This is a genomic window from Saccharopolyspora sp. NPDC003752 (assembly GCF_053605825.1).
On record NZ_JBSGJZ010000037.1, the window covers coordinates 46,817 to 59,180 of the forward strand.

The 12,364-nt window shown below is 64.9% G+C and carries 14 protein-coding genes and 4 pseudogenes; 6 read left to right on the forward strand and 12 right to left on the reverse strand.

What is annotated here, in order from left to right; all coding sequences use genetic code 11:
* Nucleotides 1-488 precede the first annotated feature (488 nt).
* From ACWEV3_RS33995 to ACWEV3_RS34005, 3 genes are all read right to left on the reverse strand, one after another.
* Nucleotides 489-869 carry a cytochrome P450 gene (locus ACWEV3_RS33995; protein ID WP_452617816.1) on the reverse strand — a complete coding sequence of 127 codons (381 nt, stop codon included), beginning with the start codon at nt 867-869 and terminating at the stop codon, nt 489-491.
* A 365-nt stretch (nt 870-1,234) separates the two neighbouring features.
* Nucleotides 1,235-1,426: a hypothetical protein gene (locus tag ACWEV3_RS34000; RefSeq protein WP_452617817.1), complete on the reverse strand. Its 192-nt coding sequence runs from the start codon at nt 1,424-1,426 to the stop codon at nt 1,235-1,237.
* 620 nt (nt 1,427-2,046) lie between these two features.
* Nucleotides 2,047-2,880: an SDR family NAD(P)-dependent oxidoreductase gene (locus ACWEV3_RS34005; protein ID WP_452617818.1), complete on the reverse strand. Its 834-nt coding sequence runs from the start codon at nt 2,878-2,880 to the stop codon at nt 2,047-2,049.
* Between the two features lie 457 nt (nt 2,881-3,337).
* Here ACWEV3_RS34005 and ACWEV3_RS34010 point away from each other — a divergent pair, with 457 nt between their 5' ends.
* The 3 genes from ACWEV3_RS34010 (at nt 3,338) to ACWEV3_RS34020 (ending at nt 5,315) form a co-directional block, all read left to right on the forward strand.
* Nucleotides 3,338-3,472 (forward strand): hypothetical protein, encoded by a 135-nt coding sequence (locus ACWEV3_RS34010; RefSeq protein WP_452617819.1) that lies wholly within the window; start codon nt 3,338-3,340, stop codon nt 3,470-3,472.
* Nucleotides 3,473-3,789: 317 nt separating this feature from the next.
* Nucleotides 3,790-4,011, forward strand: coding sequence for a hypothetical protein (locus ACWEV3_RS34015; protein WP_452617820.1), 222 nt, complete (start codon nt 3,790-3,792; stop codon nt 4,009-4,011).
* Nucleotides 4,012-4,184: 173 nt separating this feature from the next.
* Nucleotides 4,185-5,315, forward strand: a complete 1,131-nt coding sequence (locus ACWEV3_RS34020; protein ID WP_452617856.1) for an IS30 family transposase — start codon at nt 4,185-4,187, stop codon at nt 5,313-5,315.
* A 119-nt stretch (nt 5,316-5,434) separates the two neighbouring features.
* Here ACWEV3_RS34020 and ACWEV3_RS34025 read toward each other — a convergent pair whose 3' ends face one another.
* The 6 genes and pseudogenes from ACWEV3_RS34025 to ACWEV3_RS34050 all read right to left on the reverse strand — a co-directional run bounded on the left by ACWEV3_RS34025 (nt 5,435) and on the right by ACWEV3_RS34050 (nt 8,445).
* Nucleotides 5,435-5,593 (reverse strand): hypothetical protein, encoded by a 159-nt coding sequence (locus ACWEV3_RS34025; RefSeq protein WP_452617821.1) that lies wholly within the window; start codon nt 5,591-5,593, stop codon nt 5,435-5,437.
* 152 nt (nt 5,594-5,745) lie between these two features.
* Nucleotides 5,746-6,090: pseudogene (locus tag ACWEV3_RS34030) on the reverse strand (1-deoxy-D-xylulose-5-phosphate synthase N-terminal domain-containing protein); the annotation flags it as partial.
* A gap of 73 nt (nt 6,091-6,163) precedes the next feature.
* A complete protein-coding gene (locus ACWEV3_RS34035; protein ID WP_452617822.1) occupies nt 6,164-6,454 on the reverse strand; it encodes a hypothetical protein in 291 nt (96 codons plus the stop codon).
* Nucleotides 6,455-6,593: 139 nt separating this feature from the next.
* Nucleotides 6,594-7,071 (reverse strand): annotated as a pseudogene (locus ACWEV3_RS34040) (4-hydroxy-3-methylbut-2-enyl diphosphate reductase); the annotation flags it as partial.
* The gene (locus ACWEV3_RS34045; RefSeq protein ID WP_452617823.1) at nt 7,071-7,394 is read right to left on the reverse strand and encodes a hypothetical protein; all 324 of its coding nucleotides are present in this window, start codon (nt 7,392-7,394) and stop codon (nt 7,071-7,073) included. The pseudogene ACWEV3_RS34040 and the gene ACWEV3_RS34045, both read right to left, overlap by 1 nt.
* Nucleotides 7,395-7,404: 10 nt before the next feature.
* Nucleotides 7,405-8,445: a family 2 encapsulin nanocompartment cargo protein polyprenyl transferase gene (locus ACWEV3_RS34050; RefSeq protein ID WP_452617824.1), complete on the reverse strand. Its 1,041-nt coding sequence runs from the start codon at nt 8,443-8,445 to the stop codon at nt 7,405-7,407.
* Between the two features lie 981 nt (nt 8,446-9,426).
* On the opposite strand from ACWEV3_RS34050, the gene ACWEV3_RS34055 reads away from it, so the two are divergent.
* Complete coding sequence (locus ACWEV3_RS34055) at nt 9,427-10,611, forward strand: ISAs1 family transposase (protein ID WP_452617825.1); 1,185 nt, start codon at nt 9,427-9,429, stop codon at nt 10,609-10,611.
* Here ACWEV3_RS34055 and ACWEV3_RS34060 read toward each other — a convergent pair.
* The 3 genes and pseudogenes from ACWEV3_RS34060 to ACWEV3_RS34070 all read right to left on the reverse strand — a co-directional run.
* Complete coding sequence (locus ACWEV3_RS34060) at nt 10,577-10,783, reverse strand: hypothetical protein (RefSeq protein WP_452617826.1); 207 nt, start codon at nt 10,781-10,783, stop codon at nt 10,577-10,579. The two genes, ACWEV3_RS34055 and ACWEV3_RS34060, sit on opposite strands and share 35 nt — an antisense overlap.
* Nucleotides 10,784-10,803: 20 nt before the next feature.
* Nucleotides 10,804-11,364, reverse strand: coding sequence for a helix-turn-helix domain-containing protein (locus ACWEV3_RS34065; RefSeq protein ID WP_452617827.1), 561 nt, complete (start codon nt 11,362-11,364; stop codon nt 10,804-10,806).
* Nucleotides 11,365-11,516: 152 nt separating this feature from the next.
* Nucleotides 11,517-11,626 (reverse strand): annotated as a pseudogene (locus tag ACWEV3_RS34070) (IS5/IS1182 family transposase); the annotation flags it as partial.
* Between ACWEV3_RS34070 and ACWEV3_RS34075 the strand changes: the two are divergent.
* A pseudogene (locus ACWEV3_RS34075) lies at nt 11,626-11,760 on the forward strand (1-deoxy-D-xylulose-5-phosphate reductoisomerase); the annotation flags it as partial. The pseudogenes ACWEV3_RS34070 and ACWEV3_RS34075 sit on opposite strands and share 1 nt — an antisense overlap.
* A 396-nt stretch (nt 11,761-12,156) precedes the next feature.
* Nucleotides 12,157-12,258 carry a hypothetical protein gene (locus tag ACWEV3_RS34080; protein WP_452617828.1) on the forward strand — a complete coding sequence of 34 codons (102 nt, stop codon included), beginning with the start codon at nt 12,157-12,159 and terminating at the stop codon, nt 12,256-12,258.
* Nucleotides 12,259-12,364: the final 106 nt, after the last annotated feature.

A 12,364-nucleotide genomic window follows, 5' to 3' on the forward strand; every position in this document is an offset into this window, starting at 1 on the left:
CAATCCGGCGTGGCGATCGGACTTCCTGCGCAAGGCCTCGTGACAACTTGAGTCTACGATCCGCTATGGCCGCCGCGGACAGATCTTCCGGCCGGACCACGAGCTCACCCCCGCGCACCGATCGCAGGCCGACCACCTCCGGGAACGTGAATGCCGACTGCACCGGCCCCCGCGACCGAAAGGTCTCATCTTTTTCCGGTCCCGGAGTTGAACAGTCCACAGTGGCGTAGTCAGCTGGCTGATTGATTTCTATTGGAGCCGCAGCCGCGACGCCTCACACGACAACGATGTGATCTGCCGTAAGCACGCAGCGCTCATTAAACCCGAACCGATCCAACGTCTCACCCCAGTCTGTCAGGGAGGATCGGGCGAGCGACATCGAACACTCGCCGGGCGGCAGTTCGCATCTCAACGTTCCCCAGGCACCCGCGGCCGGAGTATCACCGGCAGCGACTGGAAACCACAGCCGATGAACGAGGTGTGAGGGATCAGCTCGTTGGGTGGGACAGCGAGTTCGAGGTCAGGGAAGCGGGTGACAAGCGCTTGAGCGCGATGGCCCCCTCGATGCGGGCCAACGGTGCTCCGACGCAGTAGTGCACAGCGTGCCCGAAGGCCAGATGGTCCTTCTCTCTGCACGTCAGGTCGAACTCGTCCGCGTCGACGTGCCAGCTCAGGTCTCGTCCTGGCGCGCCGAAGGCCAGGATGATCGCTTCACCTTGCTTGATCGTCATGCCTTCCAGGCCGATCTCCCCTACGGCGAACCGCAACGGCACATGCATGACCGGACCGTCCCTGCGCAGGGACTCCTCCACCACGTCGTCCCACCCGACCTCGCCAATGACGGCGAGCCGACGTTGAACCGGATCCACCACCAGCGCGTGGGCGGCGTTGGCGACGTGGTTGGAAGTAGTGTCGATGCCCGCACGAGCATCGTGATGAGGGTGTGGATAAGGACTTCGTCGGTCATCGACGGATCAAATTCCTGGCCCTCCAACAGATCGAAAGCCAAATCTTGCCCGGGAAGAACCCGTTTGTCCGCAAGCAGTTCCGCCGCGCAGGAGACCATCTCGGTGAAGGCAGCCCCGGCTTCCTCAGGCGTCGCCGCGGTTTTGTAAACATGGGCAAGCCCGACGAGAACCTTGCACGCAATGAATCCGGCAGGCCGAACAGATCCCACATCACCTCAGCGGGCACCTGCGCGAAGTGCTCGCGAAAGCAGATCGGTGTTCCCGCGTCAGCGTCCATGTCCGTCGATCAACCGGTCGACGATCTCCTCGATGCGCGGGCGGAGCAGTTCGAGCCGCCGCTGGCCGAAGGTACTACTGAGAGGCTTACGGAGCCGTCGATGGTCCTCGCCATAAGCGGAAGTCAGCGACTTCAGCTGCACAAACGCGTTCAACGGCCAGTCAGCCGGAACCGTCGCCATAGCCGGCCAGTGCCGTCGCGGGTCTCGCGACACTCGTGGGTCGCCAGCGAGCCTCTTGATCAGATCGGGGCGCGTGACCGACCACGCCCCAGACCTCACCGGGCAGCAGAACCAACGTCGCCGGACCGCCCTCACACAGCCGGGCGACTTCCCCGTGCACATCACGACCGGTGGGATCGAGTTCCGTCACAGACACTTCAGCCACAGCGGGCATCCTGGCTGACCAACGAAAACAGCAGCGCTTCTCGCCTTCAGATGTACCACGTCTCGAAAGACGGACCATCCGGCGCAAGGCCAACGCCAAGCCGCTCCGCCTGCACTAACGTGTCGAACATTCTGCGCGGCCCGTCATTCACCGCAACGCGAGGTCGCACGACCTTCGGAATTCCCGATTCCAGAACTCCTGCGACGGCATCACGATCCCTGATTCCCGGCTCCTCGGGAACTCGGGAACTCGGGAACTCGGGAACTCGGGAACCAAGCGTCGATTGCAGGCAGCGGCGGCGTGGTGACCGGCATGCGGAGAACGAGGCCGCTGCCGAGATCGGCAAAAACGATCACGACGACGTACGCGGCGGCGACTAACAGCGACCAGGCATTTCCGTTTCCTACGTCCGGAGTCAGTCCAGCTCGTCGGGTACGGCCGCCCTACCCAGGTCACGCATGTCAGGCACAAAGGGTTGCTGCGCCAGCATGCCGTTGTCCGCTCGGACGTGTTCGCCGTTGATGGAACCGGCGTCATCCGAGGCGAGAAAACAATAGAGTTTGGCCATCTGCTCCGGACCACTGAGCTGAGGCGCAACGACATGCCGTCGGTAGATCGCCATCATCTCCGCGGGCAGTCGCAACGCAGGAGGCGTAATGGTGACGCCAGGGCACACCGCGTTGCACCGGACGCCCTCCCGGCCATATTGCGTGGCGGTGTACGCGGTCAGCGCCAAGATGGCCGCCTTGGTCGCGCCGTACGCGGTAAGGCGGCTGTCACCGGCGAACGCGTGCGTGGACGCGGTATTGACGATCGCTCCACCGATCTCGCGCAGGTGCGGAAGCGCATATTTCGTGGCCAGCATCGTGCCGCGCAAGTTCACCGCCATCACGTCGTCCCACACATCGACCGACATGGACGCGAGATCGCCGTCACCGACCGGGAAGATTCCCGCAACGTTGATCAACACGTGCAACCCACCGAACGCACTGACCGCAGTGGCCACCAAATGCTCGACCTGGTTCTCGAAGCGGACGTCGGTCGCGACGGCGAGCGCGGTGCCAGGACCGTGCTTCTCGTTCAACATGGCCGCAAGCCGTTCCACGTTCTCAGTGGTGCGGCTCGCAACCACGACCCGCGCGCCGCGCGACGCCAACTCGGCCGCCGCGGCACCTCCGATGTTCACTCCGCCCGGTTCCACACTAGTCGCCCCGGTGATGATGGCCACCTTGCCGCCGAACGAACCCACGCCGACCTCCGAACGACCTTCGTGCCTGCGATCGGGGACACTACGCCCGCCACCAGCCGCACCGCGTGAACGGCTCGTCAACGCTGCTCGCACGACTTCTCAACGCTGCCCGTTCGCTCATCAGTCCGACGACACATCACCAGATAACCGCGCGATGGAGTACGGTCCGCTCGGAGAACTCGCCCGGACGCCGAATCCATCCATAGTGGACAAGAATGCTCCTATAGATCGTCAAGTAGTGCGAGAGGTGACGGGGCTGCTGGTTGGCTGGCAGAGGATTGTGTAGATCTCGCGGGCGAGGTAGCACTCAGAGAGGCCACCCCGAGGTCGGCCTCCGGGCCTCGCCCGGCCCGTCCCTCTGTCGGCAAGCGTCCCGCCTCCCATGGCGACACGCCTGACAGCGCCCTGGCGCCGGCTTGCTCGCGGAAGCGTCAGTCGATCTCGCTACCGTGCGCGCATGACAACTTCGCGCCGTCAGGGCACCCCGATGCCCGACATCGTGAAGAAACTGATCACCAAGGCCGACAAGAACGCCGGCCAGCCCCCTTCGGTCGCCTCGCTCTACCGCGCCCTCGCCGACAACGACGCCTGACCAGGCCCTATCCGACCACTTGGCAGTTTCCCCTATCCCTGCGATGCCCCCGCTTCGGCCGGACTGCGTTGAGGATGCCCACGCCGTCGTCGGTGGCGGTCCTTGCGGACGACCGCGTTCCCGGCCTTGGTGGCGATCAGGTCGACTGGCGTGCAGCGATGCATTCGTGCACAACGGAAGCGCCAGTAGGGCAACTTTGCAGAACATGGATTGATCCGTACGAGAGTTCACGGCAAGATTCGAGATGCCAACTTGGCTACTAGCAATAAACGTCAGCATTATGACCATAAACGAATTATGGAAAATTAAGGAGTCTCATGATCAAGAAGCTTGCGGTCGCCGCCGCGATCGCCGGAGCCTCGATTGCAACTGCGGCGCCGGCCTCATCCGCTGCCACCAGGGATTTTGGTGGAGTGCATCCGAGTCAGGCTGCCGCAGAGGCTTTTTGTAAGGCCGGGCAGCAAGACGGGCGCTGGAACAGCTGCTCGTACGAGAGGCGTATTGGCGGCGGCGGCGTCTGGCTCTGGGTCTACGCGTGACGTGATTTGTCATCCCAAGAGCCCCGCGCCAACGGCTTGGGTTCTAGGAGTCGTCGCAACACCCCAGCTCAAGGGGTGCGATGGACTTCGAGATCCGGAAGGGGCGTAAGCCGCAGGGGCCGAGGAAGCTCGTCCGTGAACGCGAGGCTTACTTTGATCTTGTGCGTCAGGGTGTGAGCAACGCGGAAGCGTGCCGGATCGTCGGGATTAACCGGCGGACAGGCAAGAAGTGGCGCAACGGCCACCACTCGCCGGGCAAGGGCCTGAAGCCGAGACCTCCCGCTAACCAGGAGGTTCCGCCTTCAGGCCCTTCTCGCTACCTGCGGGAAGAGGAGCGGATCCACATCGCCGACCGGCTACGGGAAGGAGCAGGGATTCGTACCATCGCGGCCGAGCTGGGCCGCGCGCCGTCGACGATCAGCCGTGAGATCCGCCGCAACCGGCATCCCGGCGGTGCCTACCGGCCGCATGCCGCGCAGGCCCGCGCCAACGCCCGTCGACCCCGCCCGAAGACCGGCAAGATCGCGGGCAACGCAGACCTGCATCAGGCCGTCCAGGCGCTGCTCGACAAGAAGTTGAGCCCGGAACAGATCGTCTGGAAACTGCGCCGGGACTTCCCTGGCCGGCCGGACATGCATGTGACCCACGAGACGATCTACCAGGCGCTTTACCAGCAGGCCCGCGGTGGACTTCGGCGCGAGCTGGCCAAGGTGCTGCGGACCGGGCGGGTCATGCGCAAGCGGCGCCGCCACGCCAACCAGCGCATCTCTCGCTACACGCACCCGATGGTCATGATCACCGAGCGACCCGCCGAGGCCGTCGACCGTACTGTCCCCGGCCACTGGGAAGGTGACCTGATCATCGGCAAGGGGCACAAGTCGGCCATCGGCACGCTGGTCGAGCGCTCCACCCGGTTTGTGAAGCTGGTCCACCTGCCCGAAGGCCGCACCTCAGCGCGGTTCAACGACGCCCTGACCAAGACCATTACGCCCCTACCAGCTGAGCTGCGGCGGTCGCTGACCTGGGACCAGGGCGCTGAAATGGCGGCTCATCACGCCTTCAGCACCAGCACAGGCATCCCGGTCTACTTCTGCAACCCGGGCAGCCCCTGGCAGCGCGGCTCGAATGAGAACACCAATGGCCTGCTGCGCCAGTACTTCCCCAAGGGCACCGACCTCGCCCGCTACGACCGCGAACACCTGAACCAGGTCGCCGCCGAACTCAACACCCGACCACGAAAAACGCTCGGCTGGGATACCCCAGCCGAGCGCTTCGCTAGGCTCCTAGCCGCCAGCAGCAACTAGCCGCCGTGTTGCAACGACCCCTTGAATCCGCCCGGCTGGCGCGGGGCTCACTACTTTGCGGCTCACAGTAGACTGACACAGACGCCGCGTACTGATCAGGTGTGGTGGGTTCCATGAAGTCAAGCGACTGGCCGAAGAGTCCGGCCGGTGAAGGAGTACTTGGCGAACTCGGTGGCCTCCACCCGCACCTGCAACGCCACGTAGTCCACCGCGGCGGCCGGGATCTCCACTGGATAGGCCGGAAACCGGGCCTCGATCTCGAAGAACTTCAGCAGCAACGGAACCCGAGCCGAGTCGCGCCGGTCTTGTTGCCCACCAGACGCCAGTTCTCACCGACCAGCGTCCACAGATCAACCAGCTCGTCCGTTTCCCAGTTCTGGCGCACACGCGGACGCTAGCGCCACCTCCCCCCAGACACGAATGGGTGATCACTCGCTACTTTGCGGCTCACGGGACCTTCGGGAGAACTGGGCCGCGACGGGTAGCCCGACAGGCCGCCGTACTGCCGCAGCGAGGCGAACCCGGTGGCGCGGCCGGTGACGAGCTTGTGCACGTACGCTTGGTGCCCGATGTCGAACAGGATGCGGTCCTGCGGCGAGCGGAACACCCGGTGCAGGGCCAGGGTGAGCTCCACGATGCCCAGGTTCGGCCCGAGGTGACCACCGACCGCGGACACCGAGGTCACCAAGAACTCACGGATCTCGGCGGACAGTTCGGACAGGTCGGCATGGTCCAGCCGACGCAGGTCGGCGGGCCCGGCGACGGTTTCCAGCAGCGCCGTGCGCTGCCGTGGCACGGGAACCGACGCGATGAAGTCGCTGACGATGGTCACGGTCGCTCCCGAAGGGTCAGGACAGCGAGCGAACGGCGCTGAGAAGTCCGAAACGGATGATTTCGGTCGTCGTCTCAATCTGCCGCACGTCCAGCGGGCCGAACCCGCCCAGTGCGCGCACGATCTCGTCGATCAGGTTCGGTGGCGCGGACACGCCCGCGGTCAGCCCAACCACACTGGCCTCCGCCAGCCACTCCGGTCGGATGTCGCTGACGTCGTCGATCCGGTGCGCCGGGGTGCCGCCGCGCTCGACCAGTTCCACCAGAAGAACCGAGTTCGACGAGTTGGCGGAACCGACCACCAGCACCAGGTCGGCCTGATCGGCAACCGCAGCGAGCTCTGCCGGTTCGTCGTCGCGTAGCAGATGTCGTCGGAGGCCGCGCCACGCAGCGCGGAGAACTTGGCGCGCAATGCCGCCACCACGTCGGCGTCTCGTCCACCGCGAGCGTGGTCTGGGTCAGGTAGGAAACCCGTGACGGGTCGTCGATGTCCAAATGCTCCACATCGGACATCGTTTCCGTGATCACGGTCTGGTCCGGCACCTCGCCAAAGGTACCCTCCACCTCCTCGTGGCCACAGTGCTCGATCAGGAATACGATGTCACCGCGACCGGCGTGCCTCGGAGTGCACTTTGGACACCAGCGGGCGGGTCCCGTCGATGACTCGCAGACCCCGCTGGTCGGCCTCGTCGCGGACAGCGGGGGGCACGCCGTGCGCGTAGAAGACGACCGTCACGTCGTCGGGCACCTCGTGGAGCTCGTTCACGAACACTGCGCCGCGCTCCTCCAGGTCCCGCACGACGTGCTTGTTGTGCATGATCTCCTTGCGGACGTACACCGGGCTGCCCTCGGCCTGCTCGAGCGCTCGTTCGACGATGCCGATCGCGCGCTCCACGTCGGCGCAGAACGAGCGCGGGCTGGCCATCAGCACCGTGCGGGGCGCGGCCACCGACACCAACTTTTGAGCACACTGTCCACTATGGTCCGGCTGCGCTGGTCGGCGCCAATGGCGAGCAAGTCGATATCGCCACCACGCGGCGCCGACGCGATCTGCTCACCGACGCCCACGTCCACATGGGTCGACACAGCGCTGATACCGTGCCGGCGCAGCTCACCGACCAGCAGCGGTGCCGCCGCGCAGTCCGACAGCAGCCGGTCGGCGAGACTGTAGCTGCTCACAACGAGGACCGCGTCGCTCGGCGCCGGATCGGCGGGCGTTGCCCTGATGTGCCAGACGAGTGGGTGCACGACCTTCTCCTCAGCTGTTGCGACGGGTGACGAGTTCGGCGAGTACAAGCAGTTCCGATTTGGCCTGCTCGTCGAGGTGGGCTGCCTCCAGCGCGGCGAGGGCATCGGCGAACTGCTCCCGGGCGTGGCGCTGGGTCGCCTCGCGACCGCCGGCCCGTTCCACCAGCAGCGCCACCTCGGTGACCTGCTCTGGCGTGAATGCCTCGGGCTGGGCGTAGCGTTCGGCCAGTTCGGCGGCAGCCGGGCCGCCCGCGCGCAGCGCGCTCACCACGGGGTAGGACTGCTTGCGCCGCACCAGGTCCGCGCCGGCCGGCTTGCCGGTGACCGCCGGGTCGCCCCAGATGCCAAGTAGGTCGTCGATGAGCTGGAACGTCAGGCCCAGGTGCTCGCCGAAGTCCCGCAACGCCTTCCGCTGCTGCTCGTCCCCACCGGCGAGCATCGCGCCCAGCTCGCACGAAGTGCCCAGCAGCGCGCTCGTCTTGCCCCAGGCCATGGTCAAGTACTCGCCGGTGTCAACGTCGTTGCGCTCCTCGAAGGACAGGTCGGCGCTCTGCCCCTCGCACAGCGCGCTCACGCACTGGGCGAGCACGTCCACCGCGCTCGCGGTGCAGGCGGGAGCCCCCGTGGCCGCGAGCGCCTGGAACGCGGCGGCCAGTATCACGTCGCCGGCCAGGATCGCCTGGTTGACGCCGAAGACAGACCAGGTGGTCGGCCGGTGCCGACGCATCTCGTCGGCGTCCATCACGTCGTCGTGCACCAGTGAGAAGTTGTGCACCAATTCCACTGCGACAGCCGCGCCGACCGTGGCCTCCGGTGCGCCACCGACCGCCTGGGCGGACAGCAACGTCAGCGCCGGCCGGATCGCCTTGCCAGCCGGTGCCCGACACGGCTCGCCAGTCGCGTCCCACCACCCGAGGTGGTAACCGGCCAGGTGCAGCATGGAGTCCGGCAGCCGGCGCACCGCGGCACGCAGTACCGGTTCGATGGTGGTCCGGCTCCACCCGAGGACCTCGCTGGCTGATCGGTGTGCCGATGTCGTCGCAAGAGTCACGGCATCCTCCTTTCGCAGAGCTGGTTGGAGTGTGGCCGCCGTCTCGCGGCGACACCGAAGAACTCGAAGCAGACCGGGGCTGCCATATCAGTACGCGATACGTACGCTTGTACTGATTCTGGTCATAAGTTCGCGGTCGCGGAGGTTAGCCCGGACATACGTAGGTGAGCGCAATTGCCGAACTACTCCCCGAACCAGGTGAGAACCCTCCACTCGAGGCAGGTCTAGGTACTTATCGAGGCTATCGCTTTTGTGATCAACGAATGTGACCAAGCCAGACTGTGTGCCAGCTGGGTATTTCGCATTGAAAGTGTCAACAGGTCCAACCAGGACAGAACGGGCTAAGCGACCAATTGCAGAGCCCAATGTCCACAGTGGCTTGACGGCCCGCTGTTCCGGAGGAGTCGTGCGGGGTCGTTCTCGTTCGTGATCCGCTCGTACATCTCGAAGAGGTTGCCGTACTTGGCCTTCACCGCAGCCACGCCCGACCCCGCGGCCCTAGTCGCAGACGTTCTTGGCGGCCCGCGAGGCGATGCCCCTCGGCACCAGGTTGCCGAAGTTGGCACCCACACACCCTGCCGTCGTTGCGCAGTGACTCGCTCATCAGGGTGAGCTTGGACTGGTGTTCCCCGCTGACCGGGATGCGCGTGGGATGGATCTCGCTCTCGCCGCCGACCTGCTTGAAGAAGCTCAAACAAGCCAAAAGAGACGCGCCTCTAACCAGCTCTCTGCGTAGATATACCCCCTTCCAGCCACGGCATCGCTTCGTCGTACTGCGAGTTGCAGCGTTGCGAGGGACTCAGTGCAGTAGACTGCAAAAGATAGCGGAATGCCTTTTGAGCAGACTGACTAGCCTCAGGGCGCCGTCGAAGTCGGGTTTGTGTGGTGTGGCCTGGGGTTTCGTAGGTGTGTGAAGCGGGCACGGCGTGATCAGAGATGATCTTGGTTACCACACCTGATCGTCTATGAAGGATCGTCGCCGTGCCCGCACGCTCATCATCTCGTGTCCGCATCGTCGGTGACCAACCGGCCTCGCTCGCCGGGGTCGGCGGTGGTGTTTCGGCCGGTCAGGCGCTGGCATCAGCCGGCGTGCTGGGCGCGTTGACGAAGGTCGCCGATCCGCGCAAGCCTCGAGGGATCCGGTACCCGCTTTCCGCAGTGCTGGCCGTGGCCTTCGCCGCCGCGATCACCGGAGCACGTTCGTTCACCGCGATCGCCGAATGGGCCGCCGACGCACCCGTGGAATCGTTACGGCGCCTGGGAATCACGCGGCGCGCACCGTCGGAGCCGACGATCCGGCGTCTGCTCACGCTGCTGCCGGGCGACGCTCTTGATGCGGCGATCGGGGCGTGGATGTGGCTGCGCACCAGCACCATCGACGGGCGCCGGGTGATCGCCTTCGACGGCAAGACCCTCCGAGGAGCCCGCGACACCGCGGGCAATCTCGTACACCTGCTCGCCGGACTCTGCCAGCACACCTCGGCCGTATTGGCCCAGATCGCCGTCGGCGCGAAGACCAATGAGATCCCCATGCTCACCACACTTCTAGACACCCTCGATCTCGACGGCGCGGTGGTCACCGCTGATGCGCTGCACTGCCAGCGCGACACCGCCCAGCGCATCCGCGACCGAGGCGGCCACTACATCCTCACCATCAAAGGCAACCAGCCCAGTCTCCGCAAACGCGTGAAAAGCCTTCCCTGGAAAGACATTCCCCCGCTCGCGGTCTCCCGCGAACGTGGGCACGGCCGACAGGACACCCGCACCCTCAAAGCCACCGAACTGTCGACGAGTATCGGATTTCCCGGTGCGGCCCAGGTTCTACGGCTGACCCGCACCCGCACGATCCGCGCCACCGGCAAACGTACCCGCGAAACCGTCTACGCCGTCACCAGCCTCACCCTCGCCGAAGCCCGCCCCGAGCAAATCGCCGCCTGGATCCGCGGCCACTGGCTCATCGAGAACCAACTCCACCACGTCCGCGACGTCGCCTACGACGAAGACCGCTGCCAAATCCGCACTGGATCAGCACCCCAGGTCATGGCCACCCTCCGCAACACCGCCATCAGCCTGCTCCGCCTCACCGGCCACACCAACATCACCGCCGCCACCCGGCACCACGCCCGCGACTTCAACCGCCCCGTCGAACTACTCCTGACATGCTGAAACACAACTTTGACGCAGCCCTGTGACTAGCCTCCATTCGGATCGCATCCAAATTCATCGAATCGACCGGGCCCGCGACGGATAACCCGGCCACAATCCGCCTATCCGCCCCAAGGATCGGGACCGCAACCTCAGCTTCCCCGCGAAGGTATTCACCATGTGAGTACGCCACGGATTTCCGGCGAACATTCGTCAGCTCACAGCTGAGATGCCAACCTTTGTAATCGTCATTGCCGTGAACCTTTTCAGTTCCCGTTCGGCGAGCCCGGCGATGGCGTCACGATCATGCGCGAGGAGAAGTTTGCCCACCGCACTGCAATGCGCCGGCACCGGCTGCCGGAAGCTGTCGTCATGCCACTGACGATGCAGTCGATCCGAGTAGAACACGTAGCCCCGGTGCAACACTCCAATGCTCACCGCACAATGCGTCCGCTCGTATAGCGGCAACAGTAATGGCATCAGCTTCCGCTGCAGTGCAGCAGCCCGAATTACCTCCGGTCTCAGCTGCAGCATTTGGTTACCGAGCGTGTAATCATCACCTGCTCTTTCCGCAAACCCTCGCGCAACGAGCGTGTTCAATATCCGGTGCACGGTTGCCTTGGAGAGCCCAGTAACACGAGCAAGGCCGGACAGGCTGGACGGCGAACCGTGTGCTGCCAAAGCCTCCAGAAGCGACAACGCTCGATCAACGCTGCGCGTGAAGCCTCTTTGCGTCTCTGCATGACCCGATGCCTGGCATGGCTGTCCTCTCATCGTCACATGCTCCTCGTTTGCAGGATTGAGGGAGTTACAGGCTTGCCCAGACGCAGGAGCCGCAACAGGCCTAGATATAACTCCGTGCCCTTTTGGTCCCCCTGATGGGGCCGCGCGGACAGATTAATGATCTTCGTGAATAGAGACGTATCTTATTTCGCGAGTTTCCTGGAGCAGGTGAGCGCGGCGGCGAGGATGAGGAAGTGCAGAAGTGATTGGTATAGCGTTCGTAGCGGATCGTCAGGCGTCGGTAACCGGCCAGCGCGTGGCCAGCTCGTGCAAGCGGCCGCCGCACCCGGTCAGCTGGTGCCGGTCAACTCGGAACACGCGGCAATGGCTCAATGCTTGCGCGGAGGCCGCGCCGAGGAGTTTGCCCGCACTCACATCACCGGCACGATCGAGCGCGTGTGGACCGAAGCTGATGACTGGCACGCCGAACCCACGGCGCTAGCAAACGTAGCTGGCCGGAGAGCGTTGGACGCGTGCTCGTACGACCGAGCTGCTGGCGGCCAGCCGTGCCTGACGTCACGGTCCCAGCCAAATTCAATCTCCAACTGGCTGCCGATGACTTGCGCAGCAACGGTTTCCACGACCTGGTCACGGTCTGGTCTTCCACGCCATACCGACCCTACGACGGGCGTTACGCTCAGCACCACCTGCTTCGACATCACCGTGTGTGGCGAGGGCAGCGACATTGTCCCAACAGCACCGGGCAAGCTTGCCGCACGAGCGGTGTCAGTGCTCGCGTGCCACGCTGGCATTCCGTCCTGAGTAGACTCTCCCGGTACACACGTGGCGCTGCACAGGCGCATCCCGGTCGCCCGCGGCATGACGAGCGGCAGCGCCGATGCAACGGCCACCCTGGTCAGGTCAGCTGATCCGTCACATGTGTGACCCGACGAGAGGATGCGGAGGAACAGCGGTCTCACGGTTGCTCGCGATCGAGTTGAACGGCCGGATGCGGCGGAGGCCTAGGAGCACTGCTGCATGGGCGGTCGCG

Bases quoted from the DNA above. Each gene is read 5' to 3' on its own strand.
- ACWEV3_RS34000 (WP_452617817.1), bottom strand. From the start codon at position 1,426: ATGGCGACGGTTCCGGCTGACTGGCCGTTGAACGCGTTTGTGCAGCTG.
- ACWEV3_RS34010 (WP_452617819.1), top strand. From the start codon at position 3,338: ATGACAACTTCGCGCCGTCAGGGCACCCCGATGCCCGACATCGTGAAG.
- ACWEV3_RS34015 (WP_452617820.1), top strand. From the start codon at position 3,790: ATGATCAAGAAGCTTGCGGTCGCCGCCGCGATCGCCGGAGCCTCGATT.
- ACWEV3_RS34065 (WP_452617827.1), bottom strand. From the start codon at position 11,364: ATGAGAGGACAGCCATGCCAGGCATCGGGTCATGCAGAGACGCAAAGA.